This is a genomic window from Streptomyces sp. IBSBF 2435 (assembly GCF_036815005.1).
GTDB lineage: Bacteria > Actinomycetota > Actinomycetes > Streptomycetales > Streptomycetaceae > Actinacidiphila.
Window position 1 is genome coordinate 1 of sequence record NZ_JAJSYW010000081.1, and the last position, 19,307, is coordinate 19,307.

At 74.9% G+C, this 19,307-nt stretch carries 9 protein-coding genes; 2 read left to right on the top strand and 7 right to left on the bottom strand.

Annotation, left to right across the window (positions count from 1 at the left end; genetic code table 11):
- The 5 genes from V7E46_RS17625 to V7E46_RS17645 form a co-directional block, all read right to left on the bottom strand.
- Window positions 1–1,501 (bottom strand): condensation domain-containing protein (locus tag V7E46_RS17625; RefSeq protein ID WP_333769282.1); only part of this gene is annotated, 1,501 nt, incomplete at its 3' end.
- A complete protein-coding gene (locus V7E46_RS17630) occupies window positions 1,498–4,803 on the bottom strand; it encodes a non-ribosomal peptide synthetase (protein ID WP_333769283.1) in 3,306 nt (1,101 codons plus the stop codon). The genes V7E46_RS17625 and V7E46_RS17630, both read right to left, overlap by 4 nt.
- Entirely contained in the window at window positions 4,800–8,288 is a 3,489-nt protein-coding gene (locus V7E46_RS17635) for a non-ribosomal peptide synthetase (RefSeq protein WP_333769284.1), read from the bottom strand. The genes V7E46_RS17630 and V7E46_RS17635 overlap by 4 nt, the downstream gene beginning before the upstream one ends.
- Window positions 8,289–8,405: 117 nt before the next feature.
- Entirely contained in the window at window positions 8,406–11,537 is a 3,132-nt protein-coding gene (locus V7E46_RS17640) for an alpha/beta fold hydrolase (protein ID WP_333769285.1), read from the bottom strand.
- On the bottom strand, window positions 11,534–11,857 hold the full coding sequence (locus tag V7E46_RS17645) for a phosphopantetheine-binding protein (protein WP_333769286.1): 324 nt from the start codon (window positions 11,855–11,857) through the stop codon (window positions 11,534–11,536). Before V7E46_RS17645 ends, V7E46_RS17640 begins: the two co-directional genes overlap by 4 nt.
- Window positions 11,858–12,317: 460 nt before the next feature.
- On the opposite strand from V7E46_RS17645, the gene V7E46_RS17650 reads away from it, so the two are divergent.
- Window positions 12,318–13,964 carry a (2,3-dihydroxybenzoyl)adenylate synthase gene (locus tag V7E46_RS17650; protein WP_333769287.1) on the top strand — a complete coding sequence of 549 codons (1,647 nt, stop codon included), beginning with the start codon at window positions 12,318–12,320 and terminating at the stop codon, window positions 13,962–13,964.
- Window positions 13,965–14,193: 229 nt separating this feature from the next.
- Here the strand turns inward: V7E46_RS17650 and V7E46_RS17655 are convergent, their stop codons facing one another.
- Window positions 14,194–15,207, bottom strand: coding sequence for a YqcI/YcgG family protein (locus V7E46_RS17655; RefSeq protein WP_333769288.1), 1,014 nt, complete (start codon window positions 15,205–15,207; stop codon window positions 14,194–14,196).
- A 77-nt stretch (window positions 15,208–15,284) separates the two neighbouring features.
- Entirely contained in the window at window positions 15,285–16,691 is a 1,407-nt protein-coding gene (locus V7E46_RS17660; protein WP_333769289.1) for a hypothetical protein, read from the bottom strand.
- A 764-nt stretch (window positions 16,692–17,455) separates the two neighbouring features.
- On the opposite strand from V7E46_RS17660, the gene V7E46_RS17665 reads away from it, so the two are divergent.
- Complete coding sequence (locus tag V7E46_RS17665) at window positions 17,456–18,940, top strand: PKD domain-containing protein (RefSeq protein ID WP_333769290.1); 1,485 nt, start codon at window positions 17,456–17,458, stop codon at window positions 18,938–18,940.
- Window positions 18,941–19,307: the final 367 nt, after the last annotated feature.

Below are 19,307 nucleotides of genomic sequence, written 5' to 3' on the forward strand. Positions count from 1 at the left end.
GTCGGGGCCCGCGCCCCGGGCGCGGCCGCGGCGGGGGGCCGTCGCCGTTCGGTTGCGGGAGTCGTGCGGGGGCCACGGGGCCGGCGGCGGTCCCGGAGTCCGCGGGGGGCGCGGCGCCGGCCGCCAGCTCCTCGATCAGCGCGGCGAAGCGGTCGGCCAGTCGCTGGGTGGTGGAGGCGGTGAACATGTCCGTCCTGGCGGTGACCGAGACGGTCATCGCGTCCGCGTCGTCGGCCACGTCGAGCACGAGGTCGAAGCGGGAGGTCCCGGGGTCCAGCGGGTGTTCGACGCAGTCGACCCCCGGCAGGTCCAGGCCGCCGAGCAGGCTGGAGCGGTGGGAGAACATCACGTCGAACAGCCGGGGACCGCCGCCGCCCCGGTCGGGCCGCGTGTCCTCCACGACGGTCTCGAACGGCACGTGCTGATGGGCGTACGCCTCGGCGCACAGATCACGGACCCGGGCCAGCAGCCCGGGGAAAGCGGGCTCGGCGCCGGCCGGACCCACGTCCACCGGCAGCACCATGACGTTGCCGAAGTTGCCGATCAGCGGCTCGAACTCGGGCCGGGGGCGCCGCACCACGGGAGTGCCGAACGGTATCCGGCCGGTCGCACCGTGCCGGCGCAGCAGCAGGGCGGCAGCCGCCAGCAGCGCCATGTACGGCGAGGCGCGGCCGGCGCGCGCCAGCGCCCGTACGCCCTCGGTGGCCTCGCGCGACACCGCGGCCCGGCGCCTGACCCCGTGCCGGGGCGCCCGGGCGGGGCGCGGCTGGTCGGCGGGCAGGCGTACGGGTCCGCCGGGTCCGGCCAGCAGCCGCCGCCAGTGGGCGCGCGAGTCCTCGAAGCGGGGGCCGCGCAGCTCCTCGGCCTCCCACCGGGCGAAGTCCGCGTACTGCCGGGGTGCGGGCCCGCCCCGCGGCGAACCGCGGTAGGCCGCGGACACCTCGCCCAGCAGGATCTCCCACGACAGGTCGTCGCAGGCGATGTGGTGGATCGTCAGGAACAGCAGGTGCTCCCGCGGCCCCGCGCGCAGCAGCAGCAGACGCAGCGGCAGGTCGCGGGCGAGGTCGAACGGCACGTCGGACCAGGCCCGCACCACCGCGTCCGGGCTCCCGTCACCGGCCCCGCCGGGCAGTTCGCGGATCTCGAACGGGACGGCGGCCCCGGCGGGGGCGGCGACCTGCACCGCCTCGTCCGGCGTGCTTCCCCGGTAGAGGGTCCGCAGCACTTCGTGGCGGCGGCTCACGCTCTCGAACGCCGCCCCCAGCCGCGCCCCGTCCAGCTCCCCGGTCAGCCGCACCCCGATGGTGAGGTGGTACGCGGGATCGTCGGGCGCCAGCCGGTGCAGGAACCACATCCGGCGCTGCGCCGAGGACAGCGGCGCGGGCAGCCGGGGACCCCGTGCCGCCTCGGGCGCCGGCGCGGCGCCGGCCAGACCCTGGCCGGCCAGCGTACGCCGCAGCAGTTCCCGCCTGCGCTCCTCCAGCGTCGGCTCGCCGCTCATGACGCCACCCCCGGCGGGACCTGTCCGGCGGCCAGTTCGGCGTCGAGCTGCTCGGGGCTGAGGTCGGCCACGTACAGGTGCACCGCGGCGATCTGCGCCATCCGGCCCGGCTCCGACTCCTCCTCGGTCAGCGCCCGCGCCATCCCGACCACGTCGGAGGTGGCCATCAGGGCGCGCGGCGACAGTTCCTCGTCGGGGAAGGTCTCGCGCAGCCGGGCCAGCATGCGGGCACCGACCAGCGAGTCGCCGCCCAGGGCGAAGAAGTTGTCGCGCGGTCCCACCCGGGGCAGGCCGAGCGCGGAGGCCCAGGTCCTGGAGAGCAGTTCGACCAGCGGGTCGCCGGCCGCCCCCTCGTCCTCGGCGGGTCCGGCCGCCCGCGCGCTCGCCGCCGTACGCGCCAGGGACTCCCGGTCCACCTTCCCGTTGCGGGTCAGCGGCAGGTCCGCGCACAGCGTGATGCCGCCCGGCAGGAGGTGGGCGGGCAGCAGCGTGCCGAGGTGGGTGCGCAGCTCATCGGCCCCGGGCTCCGGCAGGCCGCGGACCGGGACGACGAACGCCGCCAGCCCCCGGTGCCCGGCCAGGCCGTCGCGCCGCACCGGCACCACGGCGGCACCGGCGACCGCGGGATGCGCGGCCAGCGCCGCCTCCACCTCCGCCGGCTCCACGCGGCGCCCGGCGATCTGCACCTGGCCGTCGCTGCGGCCCACGAACTCGATCACCCCGTCGGGGCGGTAGCGCCCGAGGTCGCCGCTGCGGTAGAGCCGCTCCCCGGTCCGCGGGTGGGTGACGAAGGCGGCGGCGGTGGCCTGCGGGCTGCCGAGGTAGCCGCGGGCCACCCCCGGTCCCGAGCAGTACAGCTCCCCCGTGACGCCCTCGGGCCGGTCGCGCAGCGCCCGGTCCAGCACGTGGTAGCGGGTGTTGGCGATCGGGGTGCCGTAGGGGACGGACGTCCAGCCCGGGTCGATGTCCTTCACGGGATACCAGATGTTCCACAGGGTGGTCTCGGTCGGGCCGCCGACCGAGACCAGCCGGGCCCCGGGGAAGCGCCGCGGCAGCTCCCGGGCGGTCGGCAGCGGGATCCAGTCGCCGCCGAGGAAGGCCAGCCGCAGATCGCCGGGGGCGCCGTCCAGCGGCGTCGCGGTGTCGGTGAGCCGGCCGAGCAGCATCTCCATCATGGCCGGCACCGAATTCCACACGGTCACCCGGTGGCGGGCCATCAGGTCCGCCCAGTGCGCGGGGTCGGTCCTGCGGGCCGCGTCGGGAAGGACCAGCGTCCCACCGGCGCCCAGCACTCCGAAGATGTCGAACAGCGACATGTCGTGGTGGAGCGCGGTCACCCCCAGGCACCGGTCGCCGGGGCCGATCCCGAAGTGCTCGACGGTCTCCCGCAGGCAGTTCACCACTCCCCGGTGCTCGATCATCACCCCCTTCGGGGTGCCGGTCGTCCCGGAGGTGAACAGGACGTAGGCCAGGTCGGAGGGGTCGCGCGGCGGCGGCAGGAGCCCGTCGCCGTAGGCGTCCAGGTCCGCGGGGCCGTCCGCACGCAGCACCGGCCACGGGCCGCCCGGCACGGCGCCGGCCAGCGGGGCGTGGGTGAGCACGGCAGCCGGACCGGCGGCCGCCAGCAGCAGCCGGAGCCGGTCGGACGGCGACTCGGGGTCCAGCGGCACATAGGCACAGCCCGCCAGGAGTGCCGCGAGCGCCGCGACCACCTGCTCCTCGCTCTTGTCGAACAGCAGGCCGACCAGCGCGCCCGGGGCCACCCCCGGCTCGCCGCCCAGCCGCCGGGCCAGCCCGGTGGCCCGCGCGAGCAGGTCGCCGTAGCTCAGCGTCCCGGACGCGCTCACCAGCGCGGGCGCCTGCGGCTGCCGCGCCGTCTGCCGCAGGAACGCGTCCTGCACCAGCTCGTGCGGCACCGGCCGCCGCGCGCCCTGCGCCCGCAGCCGGCGTGCCGCCTGCTCGGGCGGCAGCAGGCCGAGGTCGTCCAGCTCCCAGACCGCGGGATCGTCCGCGAGACGCGTCAGGAGCGCGGTCCACGCGCCGAACATCGCGTCCAGCACACCGGGTGGGAAGAGCTCCTCCACCGCGTCCCAGTTGCAGGCCAGGGTGCCGCGCCGCTCCTCCACCTGTGCGTCCAAGTGCACCTGGGGAGTCTGTGTGATGCCGTACACCTGGGTCAGGGCCCGCTCCAGCGCGTGCGGCCGGGCCCCGCTCAGGGCGAGGGTGCTGGTGAGCACGACCGGCATGCGGGCCTGCTCGCCGCCGCGGGCCCGGGTCAGCCGGCGCAGCAGCTGCACGCCGCCCACCTCCCGGTGCTCCAGGCTCTCCAGCAGCCGGCGTTGCAGGCCCCTGGCCCGCTCGGTGAAAGTGCCGTGCCCGCTGTGGTCGGCCTCGACCAGGGTGAAGGAGGCGAACTCGCCGACCAGGTCGGCCGCCCCCGGCACCCAGGACTCCCGGTTCATGCTGGGCACGTTCAGGGTGAAGCGGTCGGTGGCGCTCCAGCAAGCGACCACCTCCGCGTACGCCGCCAGCACGACACCGGTCGGCGTCAGGCCGGCTGCCGCCGCGCGCTGCCGCAGCCGGGACCACGTGTCGCGGTCGAGTACGGCCTCGCGGCGGACGAAGCGCGGGCGGAGCACGGTGGCGGGGTCGGTGCGCAGCGGCAGCGCCGGGGCGTCCGGCAGATCGCGCAGGCGCCCGTCCCAGAAGTCCTCCGCCTCGCGCAGCCCCGCCGGATCGGCCGCCGCGGCGGACTGCCGCAGATACCCCTCGAACCCGCCGTGCAGCGCGGGCAGTTCGGCATCCGGGTCCTCGTAGAGCGCGGACAGGTCGCGGTACATCACATGCCAGCTGGCCCAGTCGACGGTCAGTCCGTCGAAGCCGATGTGCACCCGGCACACCCCCTCGCCGAGCAGGCAGACCGCGACGGAGAAGAGCGGCCAGCGGTCGGCGGGGCGCACCTCGTGCGAGAGCCGCTCGCGCAGCGCGGCGAGCGCGGCGCGGACCTCCCCGGCGCCCCGGCCACGCAGGTCGGCGACCTCGATCGGCGGGGCGGGGACCTCCGGCAGCTCCCGCTGCTCGTGCCGGTCCGGGTCGACAACCGTGCGCAGCATGCCGTGCCGCTCCACCAGCAGCCGCCAGGCGCGGACGAACCGGTCCACGTCCAGCGGTCCTTCGAGTTCGAGATAGGCGTGGGTGCTGACATTGCCCAGCGGATAGAGGTCACCGCGGCCGACCAGGTAGGCCTGCTGGGTGTCCGTCAGCGGGAAGCGGCGCTCGGCGGCGCCGGGTGCGGCGTTCATCGTGCGCTCTCCTCGTCCGACGCGTGCCGTGCGTCCGCTGTTCCCTGTGCGCCCGGCGGCCGGGCCGCGCCGCCCCGGCGCGACCTGCGCAGCGACAGGGCCTCCCGGCCGCGCAGCGCCCGCGCCCGGGCACGCGAGTCGGCCTCCTCCGGCGCGAGGTCCGCGCCGGACTCCGAGCCGTCGGCCGATTCCAGGTAGTCCGCGAGCCGGGCCACGGTCGTGTTGCCGAACAGCGCCAGCAGCGGCACCCTGCGGCCGAGCCGCTGCTCGATCAGCGTCTGCATCCGGATCACCAGCAGCGAATGGCCGCCGAGGTCGAAGAAGTTGTCGTGCGCCCCGACCTTGTCTGCCGCCAGGACCTCCGCCCAGATCCTGGCCACCTCGTCCTGGGTACCGGAGGCGGGAGCGGTGTAGCCGCCCTCCGCGCCGGCCGGCGGCAGCGGCAGCGCGGCCAGCGCCTTGCGGTCGACCTTCCCCGCGGTCGTCAGCGGCAGGTCCGCCAGGACCACCACGGCCCGCGGCACCGCGTGCGCGGGCAGCCGCCCGCCCAGCCAGCCGCGCAGGGCGTCGCCGCCGGTCCGCGACGGGTCCGCGTCCTGCCCGTCGGCGACCGAGCAGAAGGCGATCAGCTCGTGGCCGCCGCCCGCCGCGGCCCTGGCCAGGACCGACGCCTGGCGCACCCGCGGGTGCCGGGCCAGCACCGCGGCGATCTCGCCCGGCTCGACCCGGAAGCCGCGGATCTTCACCTGGTCGTCGAGCCGCCCCAGGAACTCGATCTCCCCGTCGGCACGGAAGCGCGCCAGGTCGCCGGTCCTGTACATGCGCCCGTCCGGGTCGTCGGCGTACGGGTCGGCGATGAAGGACGCCGCTGTGCGCGCCGGGTCGTTGAGGTAGCCCTGCGCCAGCGGCAGCCCGCCGACGTGCAGTTCGCCGCACACCCCTACCGGCACCGGGCGCAGCGCCGGGTCGAGCACGTACAGCCGTGCGTTCGGGTTGGGCCGCCCGATCGAGATGCGCTCGGGGTGCTCGTCCGGCTCGAAGACCCGGCAGCTGACGCCGATGGTCGTCTCGGCGGGACCGTAGCCGTGGTACATCCGGGCGCCGGACGCCTGCCGGAAGCGGGCGTAGAGCTCCCCGGTCAGCGCCTCGCCGCCGCACCACACGTGCCGCAGCGACCGGATGCGGGCCGCCGCCTCCGGCCGTTCGAGCAGGACGTCCAGCATCGAGGCGACGATGTAGAGGAACGTGACGCGGTGCTGCTCGACAGTGGTCAGCAGCCGGGCGATGTCACCGTCGTCGCCCGGTTCGGCGACCACCAGCCGCGCGCCGGCCACCAGCGGCAGGAAGATCTCGTTGACCGATATGTCGAAGCCCAGCGGCGCCTTGTGCAGCACGGCGTCGTCGGCGGTCAGGCCCAGCTTGCGGATCTGCCAGAGCATCCGGTTGCAGATGGCCTGCTGACGGATCATCACCCCCTTGGGCGTACCGGTCGATCCCGAGGTGTGGATGACGTACGCCAGGCGTTCCATGTCCGTGTCCGCGTCCGCGGCTTCGCCCGTGTCCGTGCGGTCCGCCGCGTCCCGCTCCGCGGCGCCCTCCGGCGCGCCGGGGTGCAGGACCTGCGCGCCGCTGCCCGCCAGCAGCTGTTCGGCCTGCGGCCCGCCCAGCACGAGCCGCAGGCCGCAGCCGGCGGCGATGTCCTGTACCCGCGCGGCCGGCCACGAGACCTCCAGCGGGACGAAGGCGCCGCCCGCCTTGAGCACCGCGAGCAGCGCCACCACCAGGTCGACGGAACGCTCCAGCAGCACACCGACCAGCGTCCCAGGACCGACCCCCCGGTCCCGCAGGCGGCCGGCGAGCGCCTCGGCGCGCGCTTCGAGCCCGGCGTAGGTCACGGTGGCCGCTCCGCACTCGACGGCCACCGCGCCGGGGTCGCGCAGCCCGGCCGCACGCACCAGCGCCGCCAGGTCTTGCTCGACGAGCGGGTCGTCGCCCTCGGCCGGCCGGCCCCAGCGCAGCAGCAGCTCCCGCTCCTGAGCGGGCACGATCTCCAGGCCGGCCACGGCGGCCCCCCCGCCCGTCGCCGCCACCGATTCCAGCAGCCTGACCAGATGGCCTGCACAGCGGGCCACGGTGGACGCCTCGTAGAGGTCCGCGTTCCCGGTGACGGTGCCGTGCAGTGTGCCGCCGGACTCCCAGCAGCGGAGCACCAGGTCGAAGCGGGCCGGGTCCGCCGTCCGCTCGACCGGCTCCGCCCGCAGCCCGGCGAAGGCGGCCTCCCGCGGCGGGTCCTGCATCACTGCCAGTACCTGCGGCAGCGGGCCCGCGCTCGTCGAACGGTCCCAGCGCAGCTCGGAGGCGACGGCGTCCAGCGGCACCTCCTGGTGGGCGAACGCGTCGCGGCAGGTGTCGCGGACCCGGTCGAGCAGGCCGCCGAAGGACAGCGTTCCTTCCACGGCGGTGCGCAGCACCACGGTGTCGGCGAAGCAGCCCACGGCCTTCTCCAGCCCGGGGTGCGACCTGCCCTGCACGGCGGAGCCCACCGTGATGTCCCGCTGCCCGGTGTAGCGGTGCAGCAGGACTGTCAGCGCGGTCACCGCGGCCATGTACGTCGTCGCCCCGTGCTGCCGCGCCAGCGTGCGGAGCCCTTCCCAGGCGGCGGGGTCGAGGGTGAAGCGGTGGGAGACGGCGCCGGCCCCGGGGACGGCCGGCCGGGGCCGGTCGGTGGGCAGGTCCAGCCGCAGCGGCCCCTCACCCAGCGTGCGGCGCCAGAAGGCCAGGTGCTCGGCGTAGTGCGGCTCCGCCGCACGGGTTTCGCGCCGGCGTGCGAAGTCCTCGTAGGCCGCAGGCGGCTGCGGCAGCGTACCGGGCCGCCCGGAGCTGAACTCCTCGTACAGCGCGTAGACCTCGTCCAGGACGATGCCGAGCGAGGTCTCGTCCGCCACCGCGTGGTGCGCGACGACCATCAGCAGGTGCTCGTCGTCGCTGTGGCGCAGCAGCCCGAAGCGGACCAGCGGGCCGGCTGCCAGATCGAAGGGCGCGCCGTCCAGGCCGGCCATCCACTCCGCCTCACCGGACCGGTCCCCGCGCGAGTCGGCCGGCAGCAGCGGCGGTTCGACGCGGTCGGCCACCACCTGGTGCAGGGAGCCGTCCACATCGAGGAACGTGGTGCGCAACGCGTCGTGCCGGCCGGCGAGTGCGGCCAGGGCCGAGTCCAGGGCCGTCCGGTCCAGCCTGCCGGACAGCCGGACGGCCCGGCCGAGGTTGTAGGCGGCGGTGCCCGGGTGCAGCTGCGCGTGGATCCACATCCGGCGCTGCGCGCCACTGGCCTGTACCGGTCGTGCGTCCTCCGGACGGGCGGCGGCCTGCGGCCCGGGTGCGGCGGACGGCTGCTGTGCGGGCAACCGCCGCTCGGCGGCGGACAGGCCGTCCTCACCGGTCGCGGACCGCTCGGCGCCGTAGGACTGCGAAGGGGCGTCGGTCATGGGGATCTCCCGGTTTTCGTTCGAGAGCGGGATGGGGGTGCCGTGCGTGACGCGGGACGGTGAAGGGCGGGCCCGCGGTCGCGGACCCGCCGCCCGGCCGGCCGGCCGGGCCTCCCGTCACCCGCGGGCCGCGGTCCCGCCGAGTTGTGCCGCGAGTGCCGCGGCCTCTTCGGCGGGCAGGGCGCTCAGCGCGTCGTGCAGGCGGGGGCGGAGGCGTTCGGCGTGGGCCGCCATGGTCGGCGGGGCGTCCAGCAGGTCCGTCAGGCCGACGGACACCGGCAGGATCTCGCGCAGGGCGGTCGTGACGTGGGCGGCGATGAGGGAGTGGCCGCCCAGGTCGAAGAAGTTGTCGTCGCGCCCCACGCCCTTGATGCCGAGGGCGTTCCCCCACACCTCGGCGACCAGGTCCTCCAGCTGGTCGGCCGGGGGAGCGTAGGGGGTCTCCAGCGGCGGCCGGGGCTGCGGCGGCGTGGTGGCGGTGGGCGCTGTGCCGGCGAAGAGCGGCGGGGCCACCCAGTGGCGGACCCGCTCGAAGGGGTACGTGGGCAGCACGACGCGCTGCCGCGGCCCGCCGGCGGCCTGCGCGGGTTCGCCGTCGCCGCCGTCCACCCATTGCCGGGCCTGCCGGACGGCCCGCTCCGGCGCCGCGTCACAGGCGTCCGCCTGTCCTGCGGCGCGCGTCGTACCGGTCGGCCGCCCGGCGGCTCCAGGGCCGGTCCCGGGCGCGGCCGGCGCTCCGGAGCCGGTCCGCGGATCCGCCGCGGGCCGCAGCAGGGTCCAGCCCGGGCCGCTCTCCGCGGCGGCGCCGTCCGCCAGCGCGCGGAGCGCGAGCAGCGCCTCGGCGCGGCCCCGGGCGAGCACGGCCGCACGGCGGGCGAAGCGGGCCCGCCCGGTCAGCAGGGTGTGGGCCACGGCGTCCAGCCGGAGGCCCGGCCGGGCCTCCAGGTGGTCGGCGAGCCGGGCCGCCTGGGCGCGCAGCGCGCTGTCGCCGCGTGCCGACAGCGGCAGGACGTGCCACCTGCCGTCCTCTTCCTCCGGCGCGGGGGCGGTCGCCCGCGGTGCCTCCTCCAGCACCACGTGGGCGTTGGTCCCGCCGATGCCGAAGGTGTGGACCGCGGCGCGGCGCGGCCGGTCGCCCCGTGTCCACGCGGTGACCTCGGTGTTGAGCCGGAACGGCCCCGCCGCGAAGTCGATCGCCGGGTTCGGCTCGGTGCAGTTGATCACCGGCGGCAGCTCCTGGTGGTCGAGGGCGAGCAGCACCTTCACCAGTCCGACCGCTCCCGCCGCCGCCCAGGTGTCGCCGACGTTGGGCTTGGCGGACCCGAGCCGGCAGCCTCCGGCGGGGACGCCGGAATACCCGTCGGTGAGCGCGGCGATCTCCAGCGCGTCGCCGACCGGTGTGCCGGTGCCGTGCGCCTCCACATAGTCGATGTCGGCCGGGCCGAGCCCGGCGACGGCCAGCGCCTCGGCGGCGACGTCGCTCTGCGGATCGACCGCGGGGGCGGTGAAACTCGCCTTGGCAGCCCCGTCGTTGTTGACCGCGGTGCCGCGGATCAGGCCGAGTACGGGGTCGCCCGCCGCCAGGGCGTCGGAGAGCCGGCGCAGCGCCAGCACCGCCACCCCGTCGCCGGGGGTGGTCCCCGTGGCGCGCGCGTCGAATGCGCGGCAGCGCCCGTCGGGCGAATTGACGCCGCCCTCGCGGTGGACGTAGCCGGCCCGCTGCGGGAAGTAGACGGTGGACCCGCCGGCCAGCGCCACATCGGACTCGCCCGCGAGCAGGCTCTGCACCGCCAGGTGCACCGCGACCAGCGAGGTGGAGCACCCGGCCTGGACGGAGACGCTCGGGCCGGTCAGGTCGAGCTTGTACGACACGCGCGAGGCGAGGAAGTCGCCGCTGTTGCCCAGCAGGTCCTGGAAGGACCCCGCGCCGGGGCCCCCGGCCGCGTGGTGCGGGTGGAGGTGGTGCAGGAAGTAGCTGTCGGGCCCGGTGCCGCCGAACACGCTCACCGAGTCGTCCGCGAAGCCGCGCGGGTCGTGGCCGGCCGACTCCAGCGCCTCCCACGCGCACTCCAGGAAGAGCCGGTGCTGCGGGTCGGTGGCCGCCGCCTCACCGGGGCTGTAGCCGAAGAAGCCGGCGTCGAAGAACTCGGGGCCGTCGATCACCGGCCGGGTCCTGACCCTGGCCGGATCGGTGAGCGCGGACGGCGGCAGTCCTGAGGCGATCAGGTCCTCGTCGGTGAACGTGCTGAGCGACTCGACGCCGCCGCGCAGGTTGCGCCAGAAGGCTTCCGGTGTGTCGGCGCCGGGCAGGCGCACCGCCATCCCGACGACGGCGACGGGTTCGGCCGCCGGTAGCACCGGGACGTCGCCGTGGGCCGCGGGAGCGGGCCCCCCGGCGCGGGGGGACTCGTACGGGCTGCGGCTGCCGTGCGCCGAGGGGGCGGCCTGCACCGGGTTGCGTACGGGCGCGGTGCGCGGTCCTGCGGCGTCCTGCTGCCAGCCGAGCCGGCTCAGGACGGCGGCCGCCAGGTCGGCCGGCCGGTCGAGCAGGTAGAAGTGCCCGCCGGGGAAGGTGAGGTGCTCGAAGGGGCCGTCGGTGGTCTGCCGCCAGCCCTCGACCTGGGCCGCCGACACCGTCCCGTCGTCCTCGGCGGCGATCGACACGACGCCGGTGCGCAGCGCGGGGCCGGGGGAGGGGAGGTAGGTCTCGACGAGCCGGTAGTCGTTGCGGACGATGGGCAGCAGGTACGCCCGCATCTCGGGGTCGTCCAGCAGTGCCGCGGGTGTGCCGCCGGTCCTGCGCAGCATCTCGGCGAAGCTGTCCTCGTCCATCATGTGCCGCTGCCCGCGCCCCGTCCCCTGGAAGGCGGGCGGCTGCCGGGAGGAGACGAACAGCCGCTCCGGCGTCGCGCCCCAGGCCTCCAGGCGGCGGGTCACCTCGTAGGCGACGACGGCGCCCATGCTGTGGCCGAGGATCGCCAGGCGGCGGCCCAGCAGGGGGCGCAGGGCGTCCGCCGCCTGGTCGGCGAGGGTGTCCATGTCGTCGATCAGCGGCTCGCCCGCCCGGGTCTCGCGGCCGGGGTACTGCACGGCCCGCACCTCGACGCCGGCGGGGAAGCGGTTCGCCAGCGCCCGGTAGGCGCCGGCGCTGCCGCCCGCGTGCGGGAAGAGGACCAGGGCGGGCGCGGACCCGCCTGCGTCCCGTAAGGCGCGCAGCCACGGTGAGCCGGTGGTACCGCCCGCCGTCATGCGGCCCGCCCCCCGTCGCCGGTCCCCTCGGCGGCCAGCCGCCACCATGCCGCCAGGGTCGGTTCCTCGATCATGCGGGCGAACCGCACCCGCGTCCGGTACCGGCGCAGTTCCGTGGAGATCGTCATCGCCTTGACCGAGTCGACTCCGAGGGCGACGAGATTGTCGTCGTCGGCGATCACGTCGGGAGCGATGCCCAGGACGTCCGCGACAATGCCGCGCAGACGGTCGGGGTCGAGGCCGGCGCCGGCCGAGGCCGGCGCGGGAGTTGTTCCCGCGTCGCCTGCGGGGGCGGCTGGTCGTGCTGAATTCCGCGTCACTGAATTCCCCCGTTCGATTGGTGGCACCGCCGCGGGACGCGACGGAAACCGGGTCCGGCGGTGATACCTGCTCGGAATCACACATGGACATGTCGGCGGATGCTAGCTACGCTAATCAAACTTAGGCAAGGCTTCCCTAAAGCATTTGTGACAACCTGTCCCGTTTTTCGTGTTCCCGCGAGCCCCGCGGAATGACTCCGGTCGTGCCCGCGGGAATTGCGCCGACGCAAAAAGGACGGCTCTCATATGACCGCTCACGCCCCGTCCGCCCCGCCGTCCGCGAGCCCTGGCGGGCGTCGCCGCCGTGCCGGAGCCCGCCCGCGGGGAGGCCGGGAGAGAGCCGGAACCGCCGCCGCGCCGTCCCGCCTGACGCCGAACCGGCCCTGACCGGCCGGCTCCCGGCCCGTCGGCCGCCGCCGCGCGCCCGGCACCCCGCGACCGTGACGAGAGGACGACCCGCATGCTGCCCGGATGCGTACCGTGGCCCCCCGAGGAAGCCGCCCGCCACCGCGGTGACGGCTACTGGAGCGGCGAGCCGCTCGGCGAACTGCTGCGCCGCTCCGCCGCCGAGCACGGCGACCGCACGGCGCTGGTGGCCGGGGGCCGCAGAGTCGGCTACGCCGAGCTCGACGCCCGCGCCGACGACCTGGCGCGCGGGCTGCTGGACCTCGGCGTGGCCGCGGGGGACCGGATCGTCGTGCACCTGCCCAACTGCCCGGAGTTCGTGGTCGCCACCTTCGCCCTGCTGCGGATCGGGGCGCTGCCCGTCTACGCCCTGCCGGCCCACCGCCGCAAGGAGATCGGCCACCTGTGCGCCTTCTCCGAAGCCCGCGGCTACCTGATAGCCGACCGCTACCTCGGCTACGACTACCGCGAGCTGGCCAGGACGGTGGCCGGGCAGCCCGGCACCGACCTGCCGCACGTGCTCGTCGTCGGCGAGGCGCAGGAATTCACCGGGCTCGACGCGGTCGAGGCGGCCGGCCGCGCCCTGCGCGGCACCCCGCTGCCGCCACCAGGACCCGCCGACGACGTGGCGCTGTTCCTGCTGTCCGGCGGCACCACCGGGACACCCAAGCTCATCCCGCGCACCCACGACGACTACGCCTACAACGTCCGGGCCGCCGCCGACGTGTGCGGCTTCGACCGCGACACCGTCTACCTCGCCGCGCTGCCGGCCGCGCACAACTTCGCGCTGGCCTGCCCCGGTGTGCTCGGCACCCTGGCGGTGGGCGGCACGGTGGTGATGCCGGACGACCCCGAGCCCGGTGAGTCGCTGCGGCTGGTCGCCGAGGAGCGGGTGACCGCCACAGCGCTGGTCCCCTCGCTGCTCGGGCTGTGGCTGGAGGCCCAGGAGGGGATGCCCGAGGACGTCTCCAGCCTGCGGCTGGTCCAGGTCGGCGGGGCGAAGCCGGACACCGCCACCGCGGCACGTGTACGGCCGGTGTTCGGCGCCACGCTCCAGCAGGTGTTCGGCATGGCCGAGGGGCTGCTCAACCTCACCCGGCTCGACGATCCCGAGGGCCGCGTCCTGGCCTGCCAGGGGCGTCCGCTCAGCCCGGGTGACGAGGTGCGGATCGTGGACGACGAGGGCCGGGACGTCCCGCCCGGCGCCGTCGGGCAGCTGCTCACCCGCGGGCCGTACACCCTGCGCGGCTACTACCGGCTGCCCGAGCACAACGCCCGCGCCTTCACCGGCGGCTGGTACCGCACCGGGGACCTGGTACGCACGCTGCCCGGCGGCGACCTGGTGGTCGAGGGACGGATCAAGGAGGTCATCAACCGGGCTGGCGACAAGGTGTCCGCGGAGGAGGTCGAGGAGCAGCTCGCCGCGCACCCCGCGGTCCGCCAGGCGGCCGTCATCGGCGAACCCGACCCGGTGCTCGGTGAGCGCATCGCCGCCTTCGTCGTGGTCGAGCCCGGCGCCGGCTGCCCGACGGCGGCCGAGGCCGGGGAATTCCTGCGGGCGCGCGGGCTGGCGGCGTACAAGGTCCCGGACCGCCTGGCGGCCATCGGCTCGCTGCCGCTCACCGCGATCGGCAAGGTGGACCGCAAGGCGCTGCCGGCCCGGGTGCCCGCACCGCGGCCCGTCGCCCCGCCGGTGGGGTGAGGCGCCCCGCCGGTCTGACGGGGTGTCCGGCCGGCCGGCGGCAGGCGGAACCGCCCCCGGACTTCCGGGGGCGGCGGGCACCGGACGCCGGCCCTCCCGGCGCCGACGGGCGTCGCCGCGGGCGGGCCCGGCTGCCGGTCCGGTCCCACGTCCGGTGCCCGCCCGGCGGATCCGCCCCGCGGGAGCAGCGCGCCGGGGAGCGGTGCCCGCGGGACCGGACGGCCGCCGGTCAGGCGGCGGCCCGCTGCCGGGACCTGGCCGGCCGCATGTCGGTCCACACCTGCGACACGTACCGCAGGCACTCCTCCCGGCCGCCGCTGAAGCCCGTCGTGCGCCAGCGCCCAGGCGCGGGAACCGCGGCGGGCCACAGCGAGAACTGGCCTTCGCTGTTGACCAGCACCGAGTAGTCCGCCGACTGGTCGGCGTCCGCCGCCAGCGGCGCCACGGGCACCTGCTGCTGACCGCGGGCGCCGGCCCTGGCCGTGAACGGGCAGGCCGCGACCGTCCCGTCGGCGGTGTCCGCCAGGAAGTACTGGCGCCACTCCCGGTTGCCCTCCTCGCCGTGGTTGCCGAGTTCGCCCGCGGGCTCCATGCCGTCGAAGCGGCGGATGCGGTTGCGGATCACCTGGCGGGCCTTCGCGCCGCGCGGCGTGTGCGCCTCCAGGCCCTCGAACACCCAGCGGGGCTGGAAGGTGATCATGAAGCTCCGGTTGTGGCGGCTGCGCCGGTTGACGTGGGCCGGGGTGTTGCAGACGACGAAGATCTCCGTACCGCCGAAACTGAACTCCCACCACACCTCGCCCGGGTCCAGCGGGGTCGAGGCCGGCCACGGCTCGGTGTCCCCGTCGTGCAGGTACTGCAGCACCGCCCAGAAGCGGTCGAAGTAGTCGTCCAGGGTGCTCGGCTGCTCCTCCGGCCGGAAGAGCACCACCAGCGAGGTGTCCTTGCCGAGCTGCTGGTAGAGGCCGAGGTATTCGCGGAGGATGCCGGCCAGCGGCGCCCAGGTGGTCTCGTCGTGCGCGCTGTCGACGAAGCCGAAGCACAGCGACTGCTTCTTGACGGCGGCGACGGCGAAGGTGCAGGGGAACGGCTGGTCCGCGCCGAGCAGGGTCTCCAGCAGCTGCTCGGCGGCGGCCGCACCCCACGCGGGGGTGGCGCCGATGACGCGGCCGGCCGGCAGCCGGGCGGCGGAACCTGCCGCCGCGGTCGCACGGGCCGCGGGGAGGGATCGGTCGTGGGGCACGTGAAGGTACTCCGTCCGGGAAGGGGAGGGGTGCGGCCGGCGCACCGGACGCGGGGCCGTACGGGAGGCAGCCGCCGTCAGAACCGCGCGTACATGTCCTCGGGGATGATCGGCTGGTGGTAGGTGCACTCGCCGGACAGCACCGTCGAGCCGTGCAGCCGGGACACCGGGATGAGCACCTTGTCGCCCTCGTGCAGGTCGATCTTGTGGGTGACGTTGTTCCAGAAGTGCATCTCCCCCCGCTCGACCATCACCAGCCGGTGCTCGTCGTGCACATGGGTGGTCGACGTCTCCTCGTTGCTCTCCACGAAGGTGTCGAGGTCCACGGTGATGCCGTTGTCCTCGATGTGCCGGTGGATCCGCTCCGCCTTCTCCTGGTGCAGCGGGATGTCGTCGGCCCACGCGAGCTGCTGCGCCAGGTCCTCGTCCCACAGCTGTGCCAGCCACGCGGCGTCCGCGAAGCCGTTGTGGAAGCGCTCGACGGCCTCGGGGCCGTACAGCCGGCGCAGCGGCTCCACCCAGCGGCCGGCCAGCTCGCGCAGATGCCCCGGCTCCCCGCCGAGGTGGTCGAAGAGCGTCGGCCGTACGCCGAACCCGTCCTCGAAGACGTCGGCGAACCGGGCGGCGGTGGCCGACTGGTCGATGCTGTGGTGCAGCAGCGCGCCGAGGAACTCGGGGTACTGCTCGCGGTTGCGGGACAGCCGGTGCAGGTGGTTGCCGCGGGCCAGCGAGGTGCCGAGGTAGAGCTGCCAGTAGGCCCCGGTGGTCGTCGTGAGCCCGGCGCCCTCCAGCAGGGAGCGGTATTCGGGGTGCAGCCCGGCCCAGGTGCGGTAGTCGTCCAGCAGCGCGACGCGGGCACCGGGGTGCCCGGCGTCGAACTCGCCCAGCGCGGCGCGTCCGATGGCGACGCGGCTGGCCGGCAGGTAGGCACTCAGCTGGAGAAGTACGAACGTCGCCGAGGCCTTGCGGTCACTGGTGCCGAGCGCGGTGGTGAACGCCCGCCCGGTCTCGGCCGTGCGCTGCTGGTGGTAGGCCTCGATGGCCGCGGTGACCTGGTCGGTTCCGTAGGCCGCGAGCGGCTTGCGCTCCGACTCCAGCAGACTGAACAGGTGCCGCTCCAGGACGGGCGCCGCCAGGGCTCCCAGCGTCCGGTTGCTGTCGCTGTAGAAGGTCGCGGCGTCGCTCGCGGCGGCCGGGCTCGCGGCGGGCGGCAGCAGGAGCAACTCGCTGTCGTAGACGTTGCGCAGCATCCGGTGGCCCAGCAGCGCGCTGAGCTTGAGCGCCTTGGCCACCGGCATCTGCTTGCTGTAGTCGAGCCACGCCAGGTCGTCGGGCCGGACCGGCCGGCGGTACGGGTTGTCCTCCGTGGTGAGTTCCTCCCATTCGGCCGCACGGAAGGCGGGGTTGGCCGAGAACGCCCTGACGACGTCATGCGGGTTTCCCGCGGCCAGGGGCGCGAAGTTCTCCGGCTGGTCCAGGGGCATTCGGTCCTCCAGAGGAAACGGGGCGTGGTATGCGGAGGCCGTGTGAACGGGGTGACACACGAACCGCCCATTCGTATTCGGGTAAGCCTTGTTCTTGTTTTGCGGACGCGTCAAGCCCCGGGCCCGGTTTATCCGTCTGCGGCGCCCCGGAATTTTGGACCGCGAGATGGTCTGGAGAAAAAGACTGTGAATTCTATGTTTGATTCCAGGTCCGCCCATGGCCGTCAGGATGACGGCATGTGCCGTGATCCCGGATTTGTCTGGAATCCCGCCGCTTCCGCCCCGCGGCGTACGGTGCCGATCTCCACGCGTATTTGTCCGGCCACATCCGTCATTCAGACCATGGCACCCGCATGCCGGGATCACCCCGGAATCCGACGAGGAAATAGCATGCATATGAGGCGGCCTCCCGGCCGCCCGGGTCATCCGGACGGCCTCGTCCACAGCGGCCTCGGGGCCGGCCGCCGCACGGGCCGGTGCGCGCGCGGCGACCACGGACCTGGTGCCCGCCCGCGCCGGGCGGAACGTTGGGACTGCAGCGGCGGGGCGGCGCAGAAGTTCCACCTCGACTGAGCCGGCTGCCGGCGAAGCCGGCGGCCGGGAGCGCGTCCGCGGCGCAGCGCAACCATAGGGCGGCATCGCGGGTCCAACGGGCTGGACCGCGCCCGTCATCCGACGGACATGTGATGTCCACCCACCATCCGCCGCGGCAGCCGGGTACGTGCTGCCGCGACGGGTGCCGGACTCCAGGGGGAATGATGCACGTGAGACATCTGGTGGCCGCTCTCGCGCTGGCCACGGCGTCGATGCTGCCCGCGGGCGCCGCGATGGCCGACGGCCCGGCGGTGTACGTGTCCCTCGGGGTCGGCCCGACGTCCGGGACGACGCCGCTGGACATGACGTTCGCCGCGTCCGCGTCGGAGGACTCCGGGCCGGTCTCGTACACGTACGACTTCGGTGACGGCACCGCGCCCCTGGTGACGTCCGCGGCGACAGCCGAGCACCTCTACGCGCAACCGGGTCAGTACGACCCCACCGTGGTCGCCACCACCGCGGCGGGGTCGAGTGCGCCGGCCCACGTGGCCGACAGCAAGATCCGGGTGGGCTCCGGGTACAACCCGGTGACCCCGGTCCGGATCCTCGACACCCGCGCGGGGATCGGTGTGCCGGGGACCGCGCCGATTCCGAGCACCACCATCGTCCTGCCGGTGACCGGCACCGGCCAGGTCCCCGCCACCCGGGTCACCTCCGTCGTGCTGAACGTCACGGTCACCGGCGGCACCCGCGCCGGCTATCTCGACGTCGGCGCGTACAACTTCGGCAGCGGCTCGTCGTCCGTGAACTGGGCGGCCGGGCAGACACTGGCCGGCCAGGTGACCGTGCCGGTGAACGAAGGAAAGATCCAGCTCTCGAACATCTCCGCCGGCACCGTCCACGTGATCGCGGACCTGGAGGGCTACTACAGCGACGCCCACGGCTACTTCAACCAGGTCCAGGAGTCCCAGCGCGTCCTGGACACCCGCGCCAGGCTCGGGGTGCCGACGACCACCCCGGTCCCGGCCCACGGTTCCCTCACCCTCACCGTCCCGTCCACGGCCGCGCAGCACCCGGCGGCCGTCGTCCTCAACGTCACCGCCACCGGATCCACCGCGCCCGGCGTCCTGACGGCGTATCCGGCGGGGCAGCCGCGCCCCGGGGTCTCCCAGCTCAACTGGGCCGCCGGCCAGACCGTCGCGAACCTGATGACGCTGGCCGCACCCGACCGGAAGATCACCTTCTACAACAACAGTTCGAGCCCGGTGCACCTGATCGCCGACTACGACGGGTACTTCTCACCCGACGTCACGCCGTCCTTCCGCTACGGCGGGCAGCAGCGCATCCTGGACACCCGCAACGCGACCGGTACGGCCTCCACCGGGCCGATCCCGGCCGGCGGCGACGTCTACCTGCGGCTCAACCTCGGTGACGGACAGGGCGCCAGGACCGCGAACGGCCTGCTGCTGCACATCACGATCACCCAGCCGACCGCCGCCGGCGTCCTGGTCCCCTACGACGGCTACTTCAATGACACCTTGCTCAAGTCCTCGGTCCTGAACTGGTCGAAGGGCCAGACCATCTCCAACACCGTCGTGGTCGGCAACACCAACGGGGGCCTGGTGAGACTGCACCTCAACAGCTCCGGCAGCGCACATGTCATCGTCGACCTCGACGGATACTTCGACCTGCTCATCCCTCAGCAGATCGACTGACCGCGGCGGAGCGCTCCGGGGCCGGAAGAAGATGCGGGCCATCGCCTCCGGGGTAGTGCCGCGCGATGAGCCAGGCCCGGTCGATGTCACTGGTGTCGAGTCAGGAGAGCGGCGGCCCCGCAGCTCGTCGGGTGCGAGGCGGTCGTGCCGTACTCCCGTCGATGCGGTGGTGGGCCGGACGGGTCCGCCGGCACAGGTTGCGCAGCACCGTCCGGGCTGTCCGCCTTGCGGACAGCCCGGCCCGGACCGGCGTGAGGGCACGCAGTGCGCCCGGCCGTCCCCGCCGCCGGGGACGGCCGGGCGGCGGGGGAGGAGACACGGCAACGGCCGCAGGACACCAGCCTCACGAGCGGTACCGGTCCCTCGT